The 15,153-nt window shown below is 57.0% G+C and carries 12 protein-coding genes; all 12 read right to left on the bottom strand.

Features of this window, described 5'->3' with window-relative positions; genetic code table 11:
- Window positions 1–19: 19 nt before the first annotated feature.
- Window positions 20–3,532 (bottom strand): DNA polymerase III subunit alpha, encoded by a 3,513-nt coding sequence (gene dnaE / locus RO22_RS02520; protein ID WP_041157519.1) that lies wholly within the window; start codon window positions 3,530–3,532, stop codon window positions 20–22.
- Window positions 3,533–3,569: 37 nt separating this feature from the next.
- Entirely contained in the window at window positions 3,570–4,202 is a 633-nt protein-coding gene (rnhB, locus tag RO22_RS02515) for a ribonuclease HII (RefSeq protein ID WP_041157518.1), read from the bottom strand.
- Complete coding sequence (gene lpxB / locus RO22_RS02510) at window positions 4,192–5,364, bottom strand: lipid-A-disaccharide synthase (protein WP_041157517.1); 1,173 nt, start codon at window positions 5,362–5,364, stop codon at window positions 4,192–4,194. The genes rnhB and lpxB overlap by 11 nt, the downstream gene beginning before the upstream one ends.
- Before the next feature lie 17 nt (window positions 5,365–5,381).
- Window positions 5,382–6,149, bottom strand: coding sequence for an acyl-ACP--UDP-N-acetylglucosamine O-acyltransferase (gene lpxA / locus RO22_RS02505; protein WP_022520188.1), 768 nt, complete (start codon window positions 6,147–6,149; stop codon window positions 5,382–5,384).
- Window positions 6,146–6,589: a 3-hydroxyacyl-ACP dehydratase FabZ gene (gene fabZ, locus RO22_RS02500; RefSeq protein ID WP_022520189.1), complete on the bottom strand. Its 444-nt coding sequence runs from the start codon at window positions 6,587–6,589 to the stop codon at window positions 6,146–6,148. The genes lpxA and fabZ overlap by 4 nt, the downstream gene beginning before the upstream one ends.
- A 147-nt stretch (window positions 6,590–6,736) precedes the next feature.
- Window positions 6,737–7,771: a UDP-3-O-(3-hydroxymyristoyl)glucosamine N-acyltransferase gene (gene lpxD, locus RO22_RS02495; protein WP_009288490.1), complete on the bottom strand. Its 1,035-nt coding sequence runs from the start codon at window positions 7,769–7,771 to the stop codon at window positions 6,737–6,739.
- 53 nt (window positions 7,772–7,824) lie between these two features.
- Window positions 7,825–8,325, bottom strand: coding sequence for an OmpH family outer membrane protein (locus tag RO22_RS02490; RefSeq protein ID WP_027957768.1), 501 nt, complete (start codon window positions 8,323–8,325; stop codon window positions 7,825–7,827).
- A 74-nt stretch (window positions 8,326–8,399) separates the two neighbouring features.
- Complete coding sequence (gene bamA, locus RO22_RS02485; RefSeq protein WP_411572272.1) at window positions 8,400–10,751, bottom strand: outer membrane protein assembly factor BamA; 2,352 nt, start codon at window positions 10,749–10,751, stop codon at window positions 8,400–8,402.
- Window positions 10,752–10,851: 100 nt separating this feature from the next.
- The gene (rseP, locus tag RO22_RS02480) at window positions 10,852–12,210 is read right to left on the bottom strand and encodes an RIP metalloprotease RseP (protein WP_041157516.1); all 1,359 of its coding nucleotides are present in this window, start codon (window positions 12,208–12,210) and stop codon (window positions 10,852–10,854) included.
- A 55-nt stretch (window positions 12,211–12,265) separates the two neighbouring features.
- The gene (gene ispC, locus RO22_RS02475; protein ID WP_022520192.1) at window positions 12,266–13,456 is read right to left on the bottom strand and encodes a 1-deoxy-D-xylulose-5-phosphate reductoisomerase; all 1,191 of its coding nucleotides are present in this window, start codon (window positions 13,454–13,456) and stop codon (window positions 12,266–12,268) included.
- Window positions 13,453–14,283: a phosphatidate cytidylyltransferase gene (locus tag RO22_RS02470; RefSeq protein WP_009288631.1), complete on the bottom strand. Its 831-nt coding sequence runs from the start codon at window positions 14,281–14,283 to the stop codon at window positions 13,453–13,455. Before RO22_RS02470 ends, ispC begins: the two co-directional genes overlap by 4 nt.
- Window positions 14,276–15,064, bottom strand: coding sequence for a polyprenyl diphosphate synthase (gene uppS, locus RO22_RS02465; protein ID WP_022520193.1), 789 nt, complete (start codon window positions 15,062–15,064; stop codon window positions 14,276–14,278). The genes RO22_RS02470 and uppS overlap by 8 nt, the downstream gene beginning before the upstream one ends.
- Between the last annotated feature and the right edge of the window lie 89 nt (window positions 15,065–15,153).

Genomic DNA, 15,153 nt, shown 5'->3' with positions numbered 1-15,153 from the left:
TTTAGTGACGTATCGTCAGCTATCGATAGCGTAGCTGTACGCCTGTCTGACCCTGGACATCCTGCAGCGCCAGCAGTAAGTCGTCGCTCGGTGCGACTTTCCACTCATCGGCAAGTTCCAGCCAAGCCACTGCCGCTGGGTGGCGGTACTGCAGGCGCACCGGCAACCCCTCTTGATCGCGATACGGTGTCAGGCTGTCGCGCAGTGTTTCAATTAAGCGGCCATTGATCTGCCCCGCGTCCAATGCCAGTTCCACGGCTTGGCCGTAGCGAATGCGCGCCGTCACCATTGGTGTAACGTCTTTACCGCGTAGGCGCAGGCCACCAGAGTATTCGTCGCTGGAGACTTCGCCCTCAACGATGAGTACCTGATCAGCCTCAATCTGACCGCGTAGTTGCTCGAATAGCTCCCCAAACAGCGAAGCTTCAATACGCCCGGTGCGGTCATCCAGGGTGATAAACGCCATGGTATCACCACGCTTGGACTTCATAGTGCGCACGCCGACCACTAGCCCAGCAACGCGCTGGGGGTCACGAGAAGGTTTTAAATCGCTGATCCGCGTGGAGACAAAACGTTTTAGCTCCCGCTCGTACTCGTCGATCGGGTGCCCCGTCAGGTAAAGCCCCAGGGTATCTTTCTCCCCTGAGAGCCGTTCGCGATCGGTCCACTCACGGGCGTTGATGTATTCGGCGTAAACGTTGCTGTCATCGTCACTTTCATCGGCCGCGGCGAACGCATCACCAAACATATCCAGCATGCCCAGATTCTGATTGGCGTGGTTTTGGGCAGCGGCTTTTAGCGCGTCCTCCATCGCTGCGAACAGCACCGCACGATTGGGGCCTAGGGTATCCAGCGCGCCGGAGCGAATCAGCGCCTCCAGGGTGCGCTTATTCATCCGCTTGGGATCAATGCGGCGGCAGAAATCGAAGATATCTTTGAAAGGGCCATCTGCCTCGCGGGCTTCGACAATGGCGCCAATGGGCCCTTCGCCCACGCCGCGAATTGCGCCTAGCCCATAGACCACACGCGCATCGGTATCGACGGTGAACTTGTAACCACCGACGTTGACGTTCGGCGGCGTTACGGTGAGTTTGAGATTCCGACACTCCTCAATCAGCGGCACCACTTTATCCAGGTTGTCCATTTCCGTGGACATAACGGCGGCCATAAAGGGCCCCGGATAGTGGGCTTTCAGCCACGCGGTTTGGTAAGAGACCAGCGCGTAGGCAGCCGAGTGAGACTTGTTAAAGCCGTAACCGGCGAATTTCTCTACCAGGTCAAAGATGTTACCGGCCAGGTCTTTATCGATACCGTTGGCGGCACACCCCTCCATAAAGCCGTCACGCTGCTTGGCCATCTCTTCGGGCTTTTTCTTACCCATGGCACGGCGCAGCATATCGGCCTGGCCGAGGCTGTAGCCTGCCATTACCTGAGCGATCTGCATGACCTGCTCTTGGTAGAGGATGATGCCGTAGGTGGGCGCCAAGACAGGTTTCAACAGCTCGTGCTGGTAATCCGGGTGTGGATAAGAGACTTCGGCCCGGCCGTGCTTACGGTTGATAAAGTCGTCGACCATGCCCGACTGCAGTGGGCCGGGGCGGAACAGTGCCACCAGGGCGATCATATCGTCCAGGGAGTCAGGCAGCAGGCGCTTGATCAGCTCCTTCATGCCGCGGGATTCGAGCTGGAAGACCGCCGTGGTTTCAGCGCGCTTGAGCATCTCGAAGGTTGGCACGTCGTCCAGCGGGATGCTGTCGATGTTGAGCGGATCCTGGCCGTTAACGCTGCGCACCTTGTCGACCATCTCTAGTGCCCAGTCGATAATCGTCAGCGTCCGCAGGCCCAGGAAGTCGAACTTGACCAGCCCCGCCTCTTCAATATCGTTTTTATCGAACTGTACCACCAAGCCGGAGCCATCTTCATCGCAGAGCAGCGGTGAGAAATCGGTCAGTTTGGTGGGGGCGATGACCACGCCACCGGCGTGCTTGCCGGTGCCCCGGGTGGTGCCCTCAAGCTTGAGCGCCATTTCCCAGATCTCTTCGGCCTCTTCATCGTTGCCGATAAACTCTTTGAGCGCGGGTTCCTGCTCAATCGCCTTGGCCAGGGTCATGCCTACTTCAAAGGGAATCAGCTTGGAGAGCTTATCCCCCAGCGAGTACGGACGGCCTTGGGCACGGGCGACGTCGCGCACCACGGCCTTCGCCGCCATGGTGCCAAAAGTAACAATCTGGGAGACCGCATTGCGCCCGTAGCGCTCGGCTACGTACTCGATCACCTTGTCGCGTTTTTCCATGCAGAAGTCGACGTCAAAGTCGGGCATGGAGACACGTTCGGGGTTAAGAAAGCGCTCGAACAGCAGGTCGTAGCCAATCGGGTCTAAGTCAGTGATCTTTTGCGCGTAGGCCACTAGCGAACCAGCACCGGAACCACGCCCCGGGCCTACCGGTACGCGGTTGTCCTTGGCCCACTGGATGAAGTCCATCACGATCAGGAAGTAGCCAGGGAACCCCATCTGGATAATAACGTTGAGCTCGAACTCCAGCCGGTCGCGGTAGCGCTGGTCGATCGCCTGGTACTCTTCGCTGTCGCGGGGGTAGCGTTCAGCGGGAAACAAAAAATCCAACCGCTCGGTTAAACCGTCATGGGATACTTTGCGGAAGAACTCATCCTGGGTCATCCCTTCGGGAATGCCGAACTCGGGCAGGAAAATCTCGCCCAGGCGCACATCCACGCTGCAGCGCTCGGCGATCATCACGCTGTTTTCCAGCGCTTCGGGGATATCGGCAAACAGCGCCGCCATCTCGTCGGGGCTTTTTAAGTACTGCTCTTCAGTGTAGCGGCGTTCGCGGCGTGGGTCGTCCAGCGCTTTACCTTCACCGATGGCGACGCGGGTCTCGTGGGCCCAATAATCTTCGCGCTCAAGAAAGCGCACGTCATTGGTCGCCACCACTGGCGTGCCTGTTTCAATGGCCAGCTTGACGCTGGCGTGAACGCAGGCCTCTTCCAGCGGGCGCCCGGTGCGAATCAACTCTAGATAAAAGCGCTCGGGAAAGGCCGCCTGCCACTCTTCGAGCAGCACCCGCGCATCCTGTTCGTGATCAGATAGCAGGTGGCGGCCAATCTCACCCTCCCGCGCGCCGGAAAGCGCAATCAAGCCTTCGCTCTGCTCCAGCACCCACTGTTTATCGAGAATGGCGCGCCCCTGCCGTTGACCATGCGTCCAACCTTTCGAGATCAACTCGGTCAGGTTGCGATAGCCAATATCGTTCATCGCCAGCAGCGTTAGCCGGTAAGGGTGGGACTCGTCATGGGGATTATGGAGCCATAAGTCGCTGCCAATAATCGGCTTCAACCCCGCCCCCTGGGCGGCTTTGTAGAACTTCACCAGGCCGAACAGGTTGGTTTCATCGGTCAAGGCCAGCGCTGGCATCGCCCGTTCAGCCGTGGTGCTAACCAGCGACTTTAGCTTCACTAAGCCATCGACCAGGGAATATTCACTGTGCAAACGTAAATGAACGAACGGAACCGTCATGAGACTCTCAGCAAAACGCTAGGTGAAGAAAAATACGTTAAAGCAGCGCCAACTGACGCTGCACAGGCGCGAAGCTACGACGATGTTCGGCCAGTGGCCCGTGAGCTGCAAGCGCCGTCAGGTGCTCTTTGGTCGGGTAGCCTTTATGGCGCGCAAAACCATACTCAGGATAGCACTCATCCAAGGCGACCATCTGCGCATCGCGAGCGACCTTGGCCAAAATCGACGCCGCGGCAATCGCACAGTGGCGTGAATCGCCCTTTACCACGGCCTGGCCAGGCAACAGATGGCCAGGTAATTTGTTGCCATCCACGAGTAGATATTCCGCCGCCGGTGCCAGCGCATCAATGGCTCGACGCATGGCCAAGTGGGTGGCGTGGTAAATATTCAGCGCATCCACTTCTGCTGCGCTGGCTTCTGCCACGGCAAAGGCCAGCGCCCGCTCGCGAATTTGTGTATCCAGTGCTTCACGCCTGCGCGCCGTCAACTTTTTAGAGTCGGTAAGACCGTCAATCGGCTGAGCGGGGTCGAGAATCACCGCCGCGGCCACCACGCTGCCGATCAGCGGCCCTCGGCCTACTTCATCGACCCCCGCCAGCCGCTTGCCGTTGTAGGCAATTTCCAGCGTTGGAAAATCCTTGTGCTCGATCAACCAGTGCTCAATGGCCATCAACACTCTCCAGCGGCTGACCCGCGGCCAACAGGTTAATCGCCTCGGCGGCGCGACGGCTGGCATTGCGCTGGAGCGTGGCGTGCATCTCGGCAAAGCGTGTTTCCAAGGCATGTCGACTTGCCTCGTCGGCCAACATAGCGCTGAGCTGCTCGGCAATCGCCTCTGGAGAGGCGGCGTCTTGAATCAGCTCGGGTACCAGCGTCTCCTGGGCAATCAAATTGGGTAGCGATACCCACTGGGTTTTCACCATTCGTTTAGCCAGCCAGTGGGTGGCTGGGGCCATTTTGTAGGCCACTAGCATGGTGCGGTGGCACAGCATGGCTTCCAGCGCGGCGGTACCCGAGGCCAGCAGTACCACATCGCTCGCCACCATGGCTTCGCGGGCCTGACCATCCAAAAGCGCAGTACGCTCCACCAACAGCGGGTAACTAGCCAGCAGTGCGCTGATTTCCCGGCGGCGATCAGCGGTGGCTGCAGGAATCACCACTTGCAGCGTGGGGTGGCGCTGGCAGAGCTGTTCGGCAGCGTTAAGAAAGGTGTCACCCAAAAAGCGAATTTCATTGGCCCGGGAGCCGGGCAGCAGCGCTAACACCTGACTATCCGGCGCCAGCTTCAGCGCCTGACGGGTGGCAATACGGTCATTTTCCAGCGGCATTTCGTCGGCCAGAGGGTGACCCACAAAGGCAACGGGAACACGGTGTTTGCGATAGAAGGCGGCTTCAAAAGGGAGCAGTGTCAGCATGCCGTCCACCGATTTAGAGATGCCTTTTACCCGCCCCTGACGCCACGCCCATACGGAAGGGCTTACGTAATGGGCAGTGGTAATACCCGTTTCGCGGAGCTGGCGCTCCAGGCCTAAATTGAAATCAGGCGCATCGATGCCGAGCATAATATCCGGCTGCCAGGCCAGCGCTTCGGCTTTTAGGGTGCGCCGCACACGGATCAGTTCGGGGAGATGCTTAAGCACTTCAACCAGCCCCATTACCGCGAGGGTCTCTAAAGGGAAGCGGCTCTCCATGCCTTCCGCCTGCATGCGCGGCCCGCCGATGCCACGAAACTCGACGCCAGGGTAGCGTGCTTTAAGCTCGCGCATCAGCCCAGCGCCGAGGATATCGCCGGAGAGTTCCCCAGCCACGAGATAGACACGTTGCAGGGTCATAAAATGATTAGCATGGGTTAACGGGTGATGCCGCGGGTAGAACGCTCAATGGAGGCGGCGAAATGCTCGATCTCGGGCAAATCAAAGCGGCTACGCATTTCGACAAGCGCCTGCTCTGTAGTCAGCCCCTGGCGATAAACCATTTTATAGGCGGTGGTTAAGGCGCTAACTGCTTCGCGGCTAAAGCCGCGGCGCTTTAAGCCCACTAGGTTGAGTCCACGCGCTTCGGCAGGGTTGCCATTAATCATGATATAGGCGGGTGTGTCCTTGGTGATAATCGAGCCACCACCGGCCATGGCGTGATCGCCAAAGTGACAGAACTGATGCACTGCCGCCAACCCACCCAGAATGGCATGATCACCGACGGTGACATGGCCCGCCAAGGTAACCTGATTGGCTAAAATGCAGTCGTTACCAATCACGCAGTCATGGCCGACATGCACGTAGGCCATAAACAGGTTGCGCGAACCAATGGTGGTTTCGCTGCGATCCTGAACGGTGCCTCGATGAATCGTGGCGCCTTCACGGACCACATTATCGTCGCCCATCACTAACCGCGTGGGTTCGCCTGCGTATTTTTTGTCCTGACAGTCTTCACCTACCGAGGCAAACTGAAAGATACGCGTACGTTCGCCTAGCGAGGTGGGGCCTTTAACCACCACATGAGGGCCTATCACGGAGCCCGCGCCGATCGTGACGTCGGGGCCAATGATGCTAAAGGGGCCAACCTCAACGTCGTCGGCAAGGCGCGCCGCCGGGTCGACCAGTGCAGTCGGATGTATCAAGCCACCTTCCTCTCGGCACAAATAATTTCTGCTTCGCAGGCCAGCTCACCGTCAACCGTGGCACGGCATGCAAATTTCCAGATACCCCGTTTACCTCTAATCACGTCGGCCTCTAAGGTGAGCTTGTCGCCCGGCATTACCGGGCGTTTAAAGCGCACTTTATCGCTGCCCACGAGATAGTACACATAACCATCGGCAGGCAGTTTATTGACCGTTTTAAAACCGAGAATGCCGCATACCTGGGCCAGGGCTTCAATCACCAGTACGCCGGGCATAATCGGGTGATGCGGAAAGTGGCCGTTAAAAAATGGCTCATTAATGCTGACATTTTTGTACGCAACGATGGATTCGCCGGTGGTTAATTGCGTTACTCGATCCACCAGCAAAAAGGGGTAACGGTGGGGCAAGTACTCGCGAATTTCATTGATATCCATAACCATCGTAGCGACCTCTAAAATAACAAAAACCTGCAGCTCCTGAAGAGTGTCAGGCAAATACCAGCACGTGCACTGGTTAAAAGGCTGTGGATTATACCCCGCTGTTATCTAGTCTCAAACCAGCAGCGGGTAAAAGTCATGCAGCCGTTACTATTCACGTTGCTTTTTTTCCAATCGAGCCAGGCGCTTAGCGATGTCATCAAGCTGTTTAAAACGCACCGCGTTTTTACGCCACTGGGCATTAGCCATGGCGCCAGTACCGGATGAGTAGACCCCCGGTTCATGGATTGAGTTCGTGACAAGGCTCATACCTGTCACCTGAACGCCGTCGCAAATGGTTAGGTGACCGGATAAACCGACCCCACCACCCAGCATGCAGTGCTTACCGACCTTGGTCGAACCAGCAATGCCCACACAGCCTGCTAAGGCGCTGTGGTCACCGATAATGACGTTATGGGCGATTTGTACCTGACTATCAATTTTGACGTCATCACCAATCACCGTATCTCCCAAAGCGCCACGATCGATGCTGGAGCAACTGCCTACTTCAACGTCGTCGCCAAGCACTACGCCCCCCAATTGGGCGATTTTATGCCAGCCAGCGCCATCGTGGGCAAACCCGAAGCCGTCGCCGCCAATCACACAGCCGCTTTGCAAGATGCCCCGTTTACCGATAACCACGCCATGGCAGAGGGTGACATTGGCGTGCAGACGCGTTGCTTCGCCGATAATTGTATCGGCTCCCACCACGCTGCCCGCCCCAATGACCACACGGTCGCCCAGCACCACGCCTGATTCAATCACTGCATGAGCTTGAATGCAGACATCGGCGCCTAGCTGAGCATCTTCCGCCACGACGGCGGTGGGGTGAATACCGACGATATCGCGGGCAGGCAGTGGGTCAAACAACTGCGATAGCTTGGCATAGCCCAAGTAAGGGTTATCGATTTCCAGACGCGCTACCGGGCAGTGCTTGCCATGCTCAGGGTGCAGCAATACCGCGGCCGCCTTGGTCGTCGCCAAATCTTTCAGGTAGGCACGATTGGCCAGAAAAGCCACTTGATCCGGCTGCGCTTCTTTTAGCGTCGCCAAGCCGCGTATCGGCTGCTGGGCATTACCGCTGACGGCAATGCCCAATTGGCGCGCAATGTCTGCGAGGGTAAAGTGATGAGAAGCGTGCGTCATGGGAGCCCAGGGAAGCGTTGGTGTGGCCTGACCACACCAATTAGCGTTTAAATTTAGTTCAAGGTATCAAAAATCTGGGTGACTTCATCGGTCACATTGGGCAGATCCACACCTGAGTGCAGTACGCCCTGGGGTTCAACCAGCACATCAATACCATGGCGTTCCAGCACTTCTGCTACCGCTTGTTCCAGCTTAGGCTCGGCGCCTTCTAAAAACTGCTGCTCGGAACGCTGCTGTGCCTGCATTACTTCCTGGCGAAGCTGTTCAAAACGGCTGCCTTTCTGCTGAAGCTCGCTAATCAGCGACTCCCGCTGGGACTGAGCCATCGTTTCGCCTTCGTTCTGCAAACGCTGCTGAAGCTGCTGCAACTCATTACCCAGGTTTTGCGCTTCACGCTGCTGATTGCCAATTTGCCCTTCCAGAGTACTCATTGACGCCTGTGCGGACTGGGTATTCATCAATGCTGCTCGCCAATCCAACACTGCTACTTCTGCAGCGTGAGCGGGCAAAATCATCGCGCCCAACAGGCATACCACCGCTGTCAGTTTACGCATCATGTTATCTCCTTAGGTCACGCTAGCGCGCGCCACCATGGCACGCGGTCTAGCAAAATTAGAACGTTTGCCCTTTAGAACGTTTGTCCTAATGAGAACTGGAAGAACTGAGTGTCGTCACCGCTCTTATCGTTCAATGGCTCAGCAATGCTAAAGGTCAGCGGGCCTACCGGTGTCAGCCAAGAGAGGCCAATACCGGCGCTGTAGCGCAAATCGCCTAGATCAACGCCGGAGTTACACTGCTGACGCCCTGCGTCTTCTGCAAGCACATCGTAGCAAGAGGTCAGGAAGGTATTACCGCCATCCAAGAATAGCGATGTTTGCAGCGCGCGCTGATCTTCAACAAAGGGCAGCGGGAAAATGATCTCGGCGCTACCTTCTACTGAAACGTTACCGCCCAGCGTGCGGTCACGGCCGCCTTCGGTTGCTGGCGTGGTGCGCTGCCCAAGCGTATTCGACGTGAAGCCACGCACCGAGCCAAGACCACCCGCGTAGAAGTTTTCATAGAAGGGGAAGGGATCGTTGCCGCCCAGCGTATCGGCATAGCCGACATTGCCGGTAAATTTGAACGCCCAGGACTCGTCATCGTTAATCGGGAAGAGCTGTTGAGCACGGGCGCGCAGCTTGTAGTACTCCGAATCACTGCCCGGCACGCCGGTTTCCAGCGACAGTCGCTGATAGTTGCCATCGGTCGGCATAATACCGCGGTTGAGATTGTTGCGTGTCCAACTAGCGGTCAGCTTCAGGCTTTGCGCATCTTCGCCCTGATCTTCCACATAGCGACGAATTTCTGAGGCCGTGTCGAAGTAGGTTTTCACCGTTAGGTCTTCAACGCTGGCACCGAAGTTAAGACGCGACAGTTCGCTTACGGGGTAACCAAAGTTGATACCGGCACCATAGGCATCCGTCGAGAACGTCGAAATATCCGAATCGGCGTAATCTGTTTCGCGGTAAAAAACATTGTAGCCGCGAGAAATGCCATCCAACGTCCAGTAGGGATCAGTGAAGCCAAAGTTCACACTGGTAAAGGTGTCGCTGCGCTGAGCCCCTACATTGACCCGGTTACCCGTACCCAAGAAGTTATTTTGTGACAAGCCGACACCGTAAATAACCCCGGCACTCTGGGAGAAACCAACGCTGGCAGAGACCGACCCCGAGGGCTGCTCTTCGACATTATAAGTAACGTCGAGTAAATCCGGCTCACCAGGTACAGGCTGGGTATCCACTTCTACTTGGCTAAAAAAGCCCAGGCGTTCAAGGCGCTGACGCGATTGTGTAATGGCTTCGGTGGAAGCGGGTGCGCCCTCCAACTGAATCATTTCACGCCGCAGTACTTCATCCTGAGTAGTCGTATTACCGTAGAACTCGATACGACGCACGTAGGCGCGTTCACCGGGATTGACAGCAATCACCAGATCGACCGTTTCACCGTCCCCTGCCATTTCAGGCACGCCTTGAATATCAGCAAAGGCGAAGCCTTCGGCACCCAAACGCTGGCGCAGGGCTTCGGTGGAGGCATTCACATCGCCGCGGGAGAAAATCTCTCCTTCTTTAACGGTGAGTAACTGGCGAGCTTCGTTTTCGCTGATCTGTAGATCACCCGCGAAACGAATATTGCCCACCCGGTACTGGGCGCCTTCATCGACGTTCAGAGTAATAAAGATTTCGGACTTTTCAGGGCCAATCGATACCTGAGTGGACGTGACATCGAAGTTGACGTAGCCGCGATCCAAGTAGAATGAACGCAGCCGCTCAATATCACCGGAAAGCGCTTCACGGGAGTACTCGTCGCTAGAGAACCAGCCGAAAAAGCGTCCTGGCCGATCATTTAACTCAAACACGCCACGCAGCGTCTCATCATCAAAGGCTTCGTTACCAACGATATTGATTTGGCGAATCTTGGCCACTTCGCCTTCGTTGATATTGATATTGACCTGAACCCGGCCCTCATCGACCTCTTCCACTTCGGTATCGATGCTGGCGCTGTAGCGACCTTGAGACTGGTAGACGCCTTCCAGCTCGCGCTGTATCTCTTCCAGCGTAGAGAGCTCCAGTACCTGGCCTTCCGAGAGCCCTGATTCACGCAAACCATTGCGCAAGTCCTCTTCGGAGATTTGATCGTTGCCGCTGATCTGTAGCCGCGCAATAGTCGGACGCTCGACGACCTGAATAACCAGTACATCGCCTTCGCGCGCCAGGGAGACATCGTCAAATAGCCCTGTGGCAAATAAGTCACGGGCAGCAGCAGCTAATTGCTCTTCGCTGACGCGCTCATTGGCACTCACCGGAAATGCATTGAAGACCGAGGCGGCGGATACCCGCTGCAGTCCTTCCACTCGAATGTCTGAAACATCAAAGGATTGTGCTTGGGCGCCGCTGGCGCCTGCCAGCAAGAGTGCCGCCATTCCAAGGGTCTTGATTTTCATGCAGTCAATTCGCTCGCGTTGGTCTGCCTATCATTCCAGAAAGGCACCATATACATTTGTGCAGGCAGATGACAAGGCATCCTGCGCGCTACACGCGTCATTACCACAGGCGCATCAGATCAAAATAGAGGGCCATCAACATCAGGGTGCCGACCATGGCAAGCCCAATGCGCAGTCCTACGGCTTGGGTTCTTTCGGATACTGGCCGTCCACGCACGACCTCCATAAAATAATAGAGCAAGTGGCCACCATCGAGCACCGGGATAGGTAGTAAGTTTAGTACCCCAAGGCTGATAGAAAGATACGCTAGAAAGCCAATAAACGCTTCCATCCCTGCACGGGCCGAATCACCAGAGATCTGTGCAATGGTGATTGGCCCGGACAAATTGGAAGGCGAGATAAGCCCGACAAACATTTTGCGTATGGCATCTAAGGTTAAGAGCGTCATCTCTCCAGTGCGCGAAACAGCCTGGCCTAACGCTTCGATAGGGCCGTAACGGATTTCACGCTGAAACGCTGCTGGCCACTCGACCTGCTCGGCGCCTGCACCGATATAACCAATTTCAACCCCAGTGTCCAAGCGGTTACGCCCGGGGGTTAAATCAACACTCGACTGCTCGCCATTACGTTCATAGGTGAGCTGCAGGGTTTCACCAGGACTACTTCGCACCATATTAACGAAGTGCATCCAATCATCCACTGGTTCGCCATTAATCGCCACCATCCTATCGCCCGCCTCAAGGCCTGCTTGCTCGGCGGCCTCTCCGCTCACTACTTGGCCTAAAACGGCCGGAAATTCCGGCTGCCAAGGAGTAATACCCAGCGATTGCAGCGGCTGTGGCGGATCTTGGCGAACCAAATAATCAGTCACCGATAAGCCAAAACGTTGAGGGTCGCTCGCGCCTTCGGGGCGGGCGTCTATATCCAGCTCACCGCTGAAACCAATAATCGATACCAGTTTGAGGTTAACATCTTCCCAAGAGCGCATCTCATCGCCCTGAATGGCGACAATTTCATCGCCATTGGCAAGTCCGGCTTCGGCGGCGGGCGAGTCAGGCGCAACGCTACCTACCATTGGCGACACCACCGTGGTACCCGCCACGAACAGTGCCCAGTAAGCCACAATCGCTAACAAGAAGTTGGCGATTGGCCCTGCCGCCACAATCGCAATGCGCTGCCACACGGTTTTGCGGTTAAATGCCTGATCAAGCTGCTCTTCCGGAACCGGCGCCTCACGCTCATCGAGCATTTTGACATAGCCACCCAGCGGAATGGCGGCTATCGCGAACTCGGTGCCGTGGCGGTCAACCCGCGACCATAGCGGCTTACCAAAGCCTACAGAAAACCGTAGCACTTTGACCCCACAGCGCCTCGCCACCCAAAAATGGCCAAACTCGTGGAAGGTCACTAACAGGCCCAACACCACAATGACCGCTAAAATATTCTGTATAAGGCCCACACTGAACTCCTTAATGCCCCGCTCTAACGACCAGCCCAGCGAATGCTTAAGCGTATCATTTTGTTACCAGTTCCAGCGCCTGCTGTCGCGCCCACTGATCCGTTGCTAATACGCTATCAAGGCTATCAACACGGCCTTGATAGGGGCGCGACAAGACGTCGGCGACCAGTTGCCCAATGGCTGTAAAGCCGATTCGACGCTGTAGGAATGCTTCAACTGCAACCTCATTGGCAGCGTTGAGCACAACGGGTGCCATGCCACCTTGCCGCATCGCTTCACGGGCAAGCCCTAAACAGGGGAAGCGAGTTTCATCGGGGGCTTCAAAATCAAGCCGCGCCACCTGAAAAAGATCCAGTGTCTCAACCCCGGCATCAATGCGCTCCGGCCACGCTAGCCCGTAGGCGATGGGGATGCGCATATCAGGATTACCCAACTGTGCAATCACCGAACCATCTTGATACGCCGCCATGGAGTGAATCACGCTTTGCGGGTGCACCACCACCTGGATTTGTTCGGGCGTGGCATCAAACAGCCAGCAGGCTTCAATAAGCTCTAGCCCTTTATTCATCAGTGTGGCGCTATCCACCGATATTTTACGTCCCATTGACCAGTTCGGGTGAGCGCAGGCCTGTTCGGGAGTGACATTATTGATTTCCGCCTGGCTCCAGGTACGAAACGGCCCGCCAGAGGCCGTTAGCAGCAGTTGACGAACGCCGTGCTTGGCAAGTCCGCCGCGGTGCTCCGCAGGTAGACACTGGTAAATGGCATTATGTTCGGAATCAATCGGTAGTAATGTTGCGCCAGAGCGGGAAACGGCCTCCATAAACAGCGCGCCGCTCATCACCAGCGCCTCCTTATTGGCCAGTAACACGCGCTTGCCTGCTTCCGCAGCGGCTAGGGCAGGCAGTAAGCCCGCCGAGCCGACAATGGCCGCCATTACGCAGTCGACGCTGGCGTCCCGGGCAACATCGCACAGCGCCTCTGGGCCTGCGCTCACGTCAGTTGACTGCCCAGCCCGCTTAAGCTCTTGGCGCAGCCAAGCGGCATCGGCCTCATTATCCAACACGGCGACCGCAGGGCGATGCGCCAAGCACTGCGCTAGCAGAGCCTCTTTTGAGGTGTGCGCGGTCAGGGCATGCACGCAATAGCGGTCTGGGTGGCGACTAATCACATCCAGCGTGCTAGTGCCCACAGAGCCTGTCGAGCCAAGCACGGTCACACGTTGCCTATTAGCGAGTTGGCTCATAGCGGCGGCACCCGAGCAAACACCTCAACCAGTACTTCCACATAGAACAGTGCAAACAGCGGTATCGCCGCGGTGAGGCTATCAATGCGATCCAGCACACCGCCATGGCCGGGCAACAACTGGCTCGAATCTTTGATATTACGATGGCGCTTGAGCATGCTTTCCAGTAGATCCCCTAGCACAGAGGCCAAAGTGACCACGGCGGTGATGAGTATCAGGGTAATTCCACCCACCAGGCCCAGCGGCAACCACAGCGCAAAGAGAATAGCCAGAATAGTGGTCGCCGCTAAGCCGCCGTATACGCCCTCCCATGATTTGCCAGGGCTCACGTGGGGAGCCAATTTGCGCTTGCCCCAGTGTCGCCCCACAAAGTAGGCGCCGATATCCGCGCACCAAACCAGCAGCAGCACAAACAGCAGCCAAGCCATACCGATGTCACGCAGAACGTTAAAGCCCACCCAGCAGGGCAATAGCACCCACAGGCCCATCGCCAGGCGCCGCACGGTGGACTGCCACTGCTCCCCCGCCGCAGGGTAGCGGGTTACCCAGTAGAGATTCACCAGCCAACCGGCAGCAGAGAACCAAAGCGGCCATATTGATGTGGCAGCTCCGGCCAGCCACATGACCAGCATCAACACCGCCATCACGGCCACTAGCTGAGCACGCTGTGCGGTACGGGTAACGCCCGCCAGATTGGCCCACTCCCAAGTGGCGAGTAGCACCATCAACGCCGTAAATAGCGCAAAAGCGCCGCCGTCTAAACCAAACAGGCCAGCCAGCACCAGGGGTGCTAGCCAGGCTGCGGTGATAATCCGCTGTTTAAGCACCCTGCGCCTCTATTTGTTCGTCCGTCATGCCAAAGCGACGACGGCGCTGGCAGAAGTCGTTTAATGCCGCATCAAACGCATCCGCACCGAAATCGGGCCATAGCAGCGGGGAAAAGTGCAGCTCAGCATAGGCCAACTGCCAAAGCATAAAGTTGGATAGCCGCTGCTCACCACTGGTACGTATACACAGATCCACCGGCGGCACGTCATCAGTCCCCATTGCAGTGTCGAAGCACGCTTCATCGATTTGCTCAGGCGATAACTCCCCAGCCGCCACCTGCTCGGCTAAGGTGCGCGCCGCCCGTGCGATATCCCACTGCCCCCCATAGTTGGCGGCAATCACCAGATGCATCCCTGTATTGTCCGCGGTTAACGCTTCAGCACGCTGAATATGCTTTTGGATGGCGTGGGAAAAACCCCGCTGTTCGCCAATGATCGAGAGGCGCACATTACGCTCATTGAGCTTTTTGACTTCACGCTTAAGCGCCATCAAAAACAGCTCCATCAAGGCGTTGACCTCTGCGGCCGGACGCTTCCAGTTTTCGCTGGAGAAAGCAAACAGGCTGAGGGTTTGCACCTCGCGCTCGGCGGCTCGCTGAATCACCGCACGAACGGTTTCCACCCCAGCCCGGTGCCCACGCACCCCCGAAAGCCCGCGCGCGCGCGCCCAGCGGTTATTGCCATCCATAATGATGGCAACGTGAGACGGCGGGGCCTCCCCGGCCAGAGAAGACGCGCTGGCGTCGTCCGGCTGTTTTTCAGGAAGCTGCGGTGACGTCATGGATTCTCGCACCAAAGGTCAGTCATAAAAAAACCAGCCAGAGTGTGGCAAAACGGGCAGCCAAAGCTGCCCGCGGCTGAATAAAGCAC

It is taken from the genome of Halomonas sp. KHS3, assembly GCF_000830495.1.
Classification (GTDB): Bacteria; Pseudomonadota; Gammaproteobacteria; order Pseudomonadales; family Halomonadaceae; genus Vreelandella; species Vreelandella titanicae.
Note: the sequence above shows the minus strand (reverse complement) of the source record. Positions and strands in the feature narration are given on the sequence as shown.

Bases quoted from the DNA above. Each gene is read 5' to 3' on its own strand.
- dnaE (WP_041157519.1), bottom strand. From the start codon at position 3,532: ATGACGGTTCCGTTCGTTCATTTACGTTTGCACAGTGAATATTCCCTG.
- rnhB (WP_041157518.1), bottom strand. From the start codon at position 4,202: ATGGCCATTGAGCACTGGTTGATCGAGCACAAGGATTTTCCAACGCTG.
- lpxB (WP_041157517.1), bottom strand. From the start codon at position 5,364: ATGACCCTGCAACGTGTCTATCTCGTGGCTGGGGAACTCTCCGGCGAT.
- fabZ (WP_022520189.1), bottom strand. From the start codon at position 6,589: ATGGTTATGGATATCAATGAAATTCGCGAGTACTTGCCCCACCGTTAC.
- lpxD (WP_009288490.1), bottom strand. From the start codon at position 7,771: ATGACGCACGCTTCTCATCACTTTACCCTCGCAGACATTGCGCGCCAA.
- RO22_RS02490 (WP_027957768.1), bottom strand. From the start codon at position 8,325: ATGCGTAAACTGACAGCGGTGGTATGCCTGTTGGGCGCGATGATTTTG.
- bamA (WP_411572272.1), bottom strand. From the start codon at position 10,751: ATGAAAATCAAGACCCTTGGAATGGCGGCACTCTTGCTGGCAGGCGCC.
- ispC (WP_022520192.1), bottom strand. From the start codon at position 13,456: ATGAGCCAACTCGCTAATAGGCAACGTGTGACCGTGCTTGGCTCGACA.
- uppS (WP_022520193.1), bottom strand. From the start codon at position 15,064: ATGACGTCACCGCAGCTTCCTGAAAAACAGCCGGACGACGCCAGCGCG.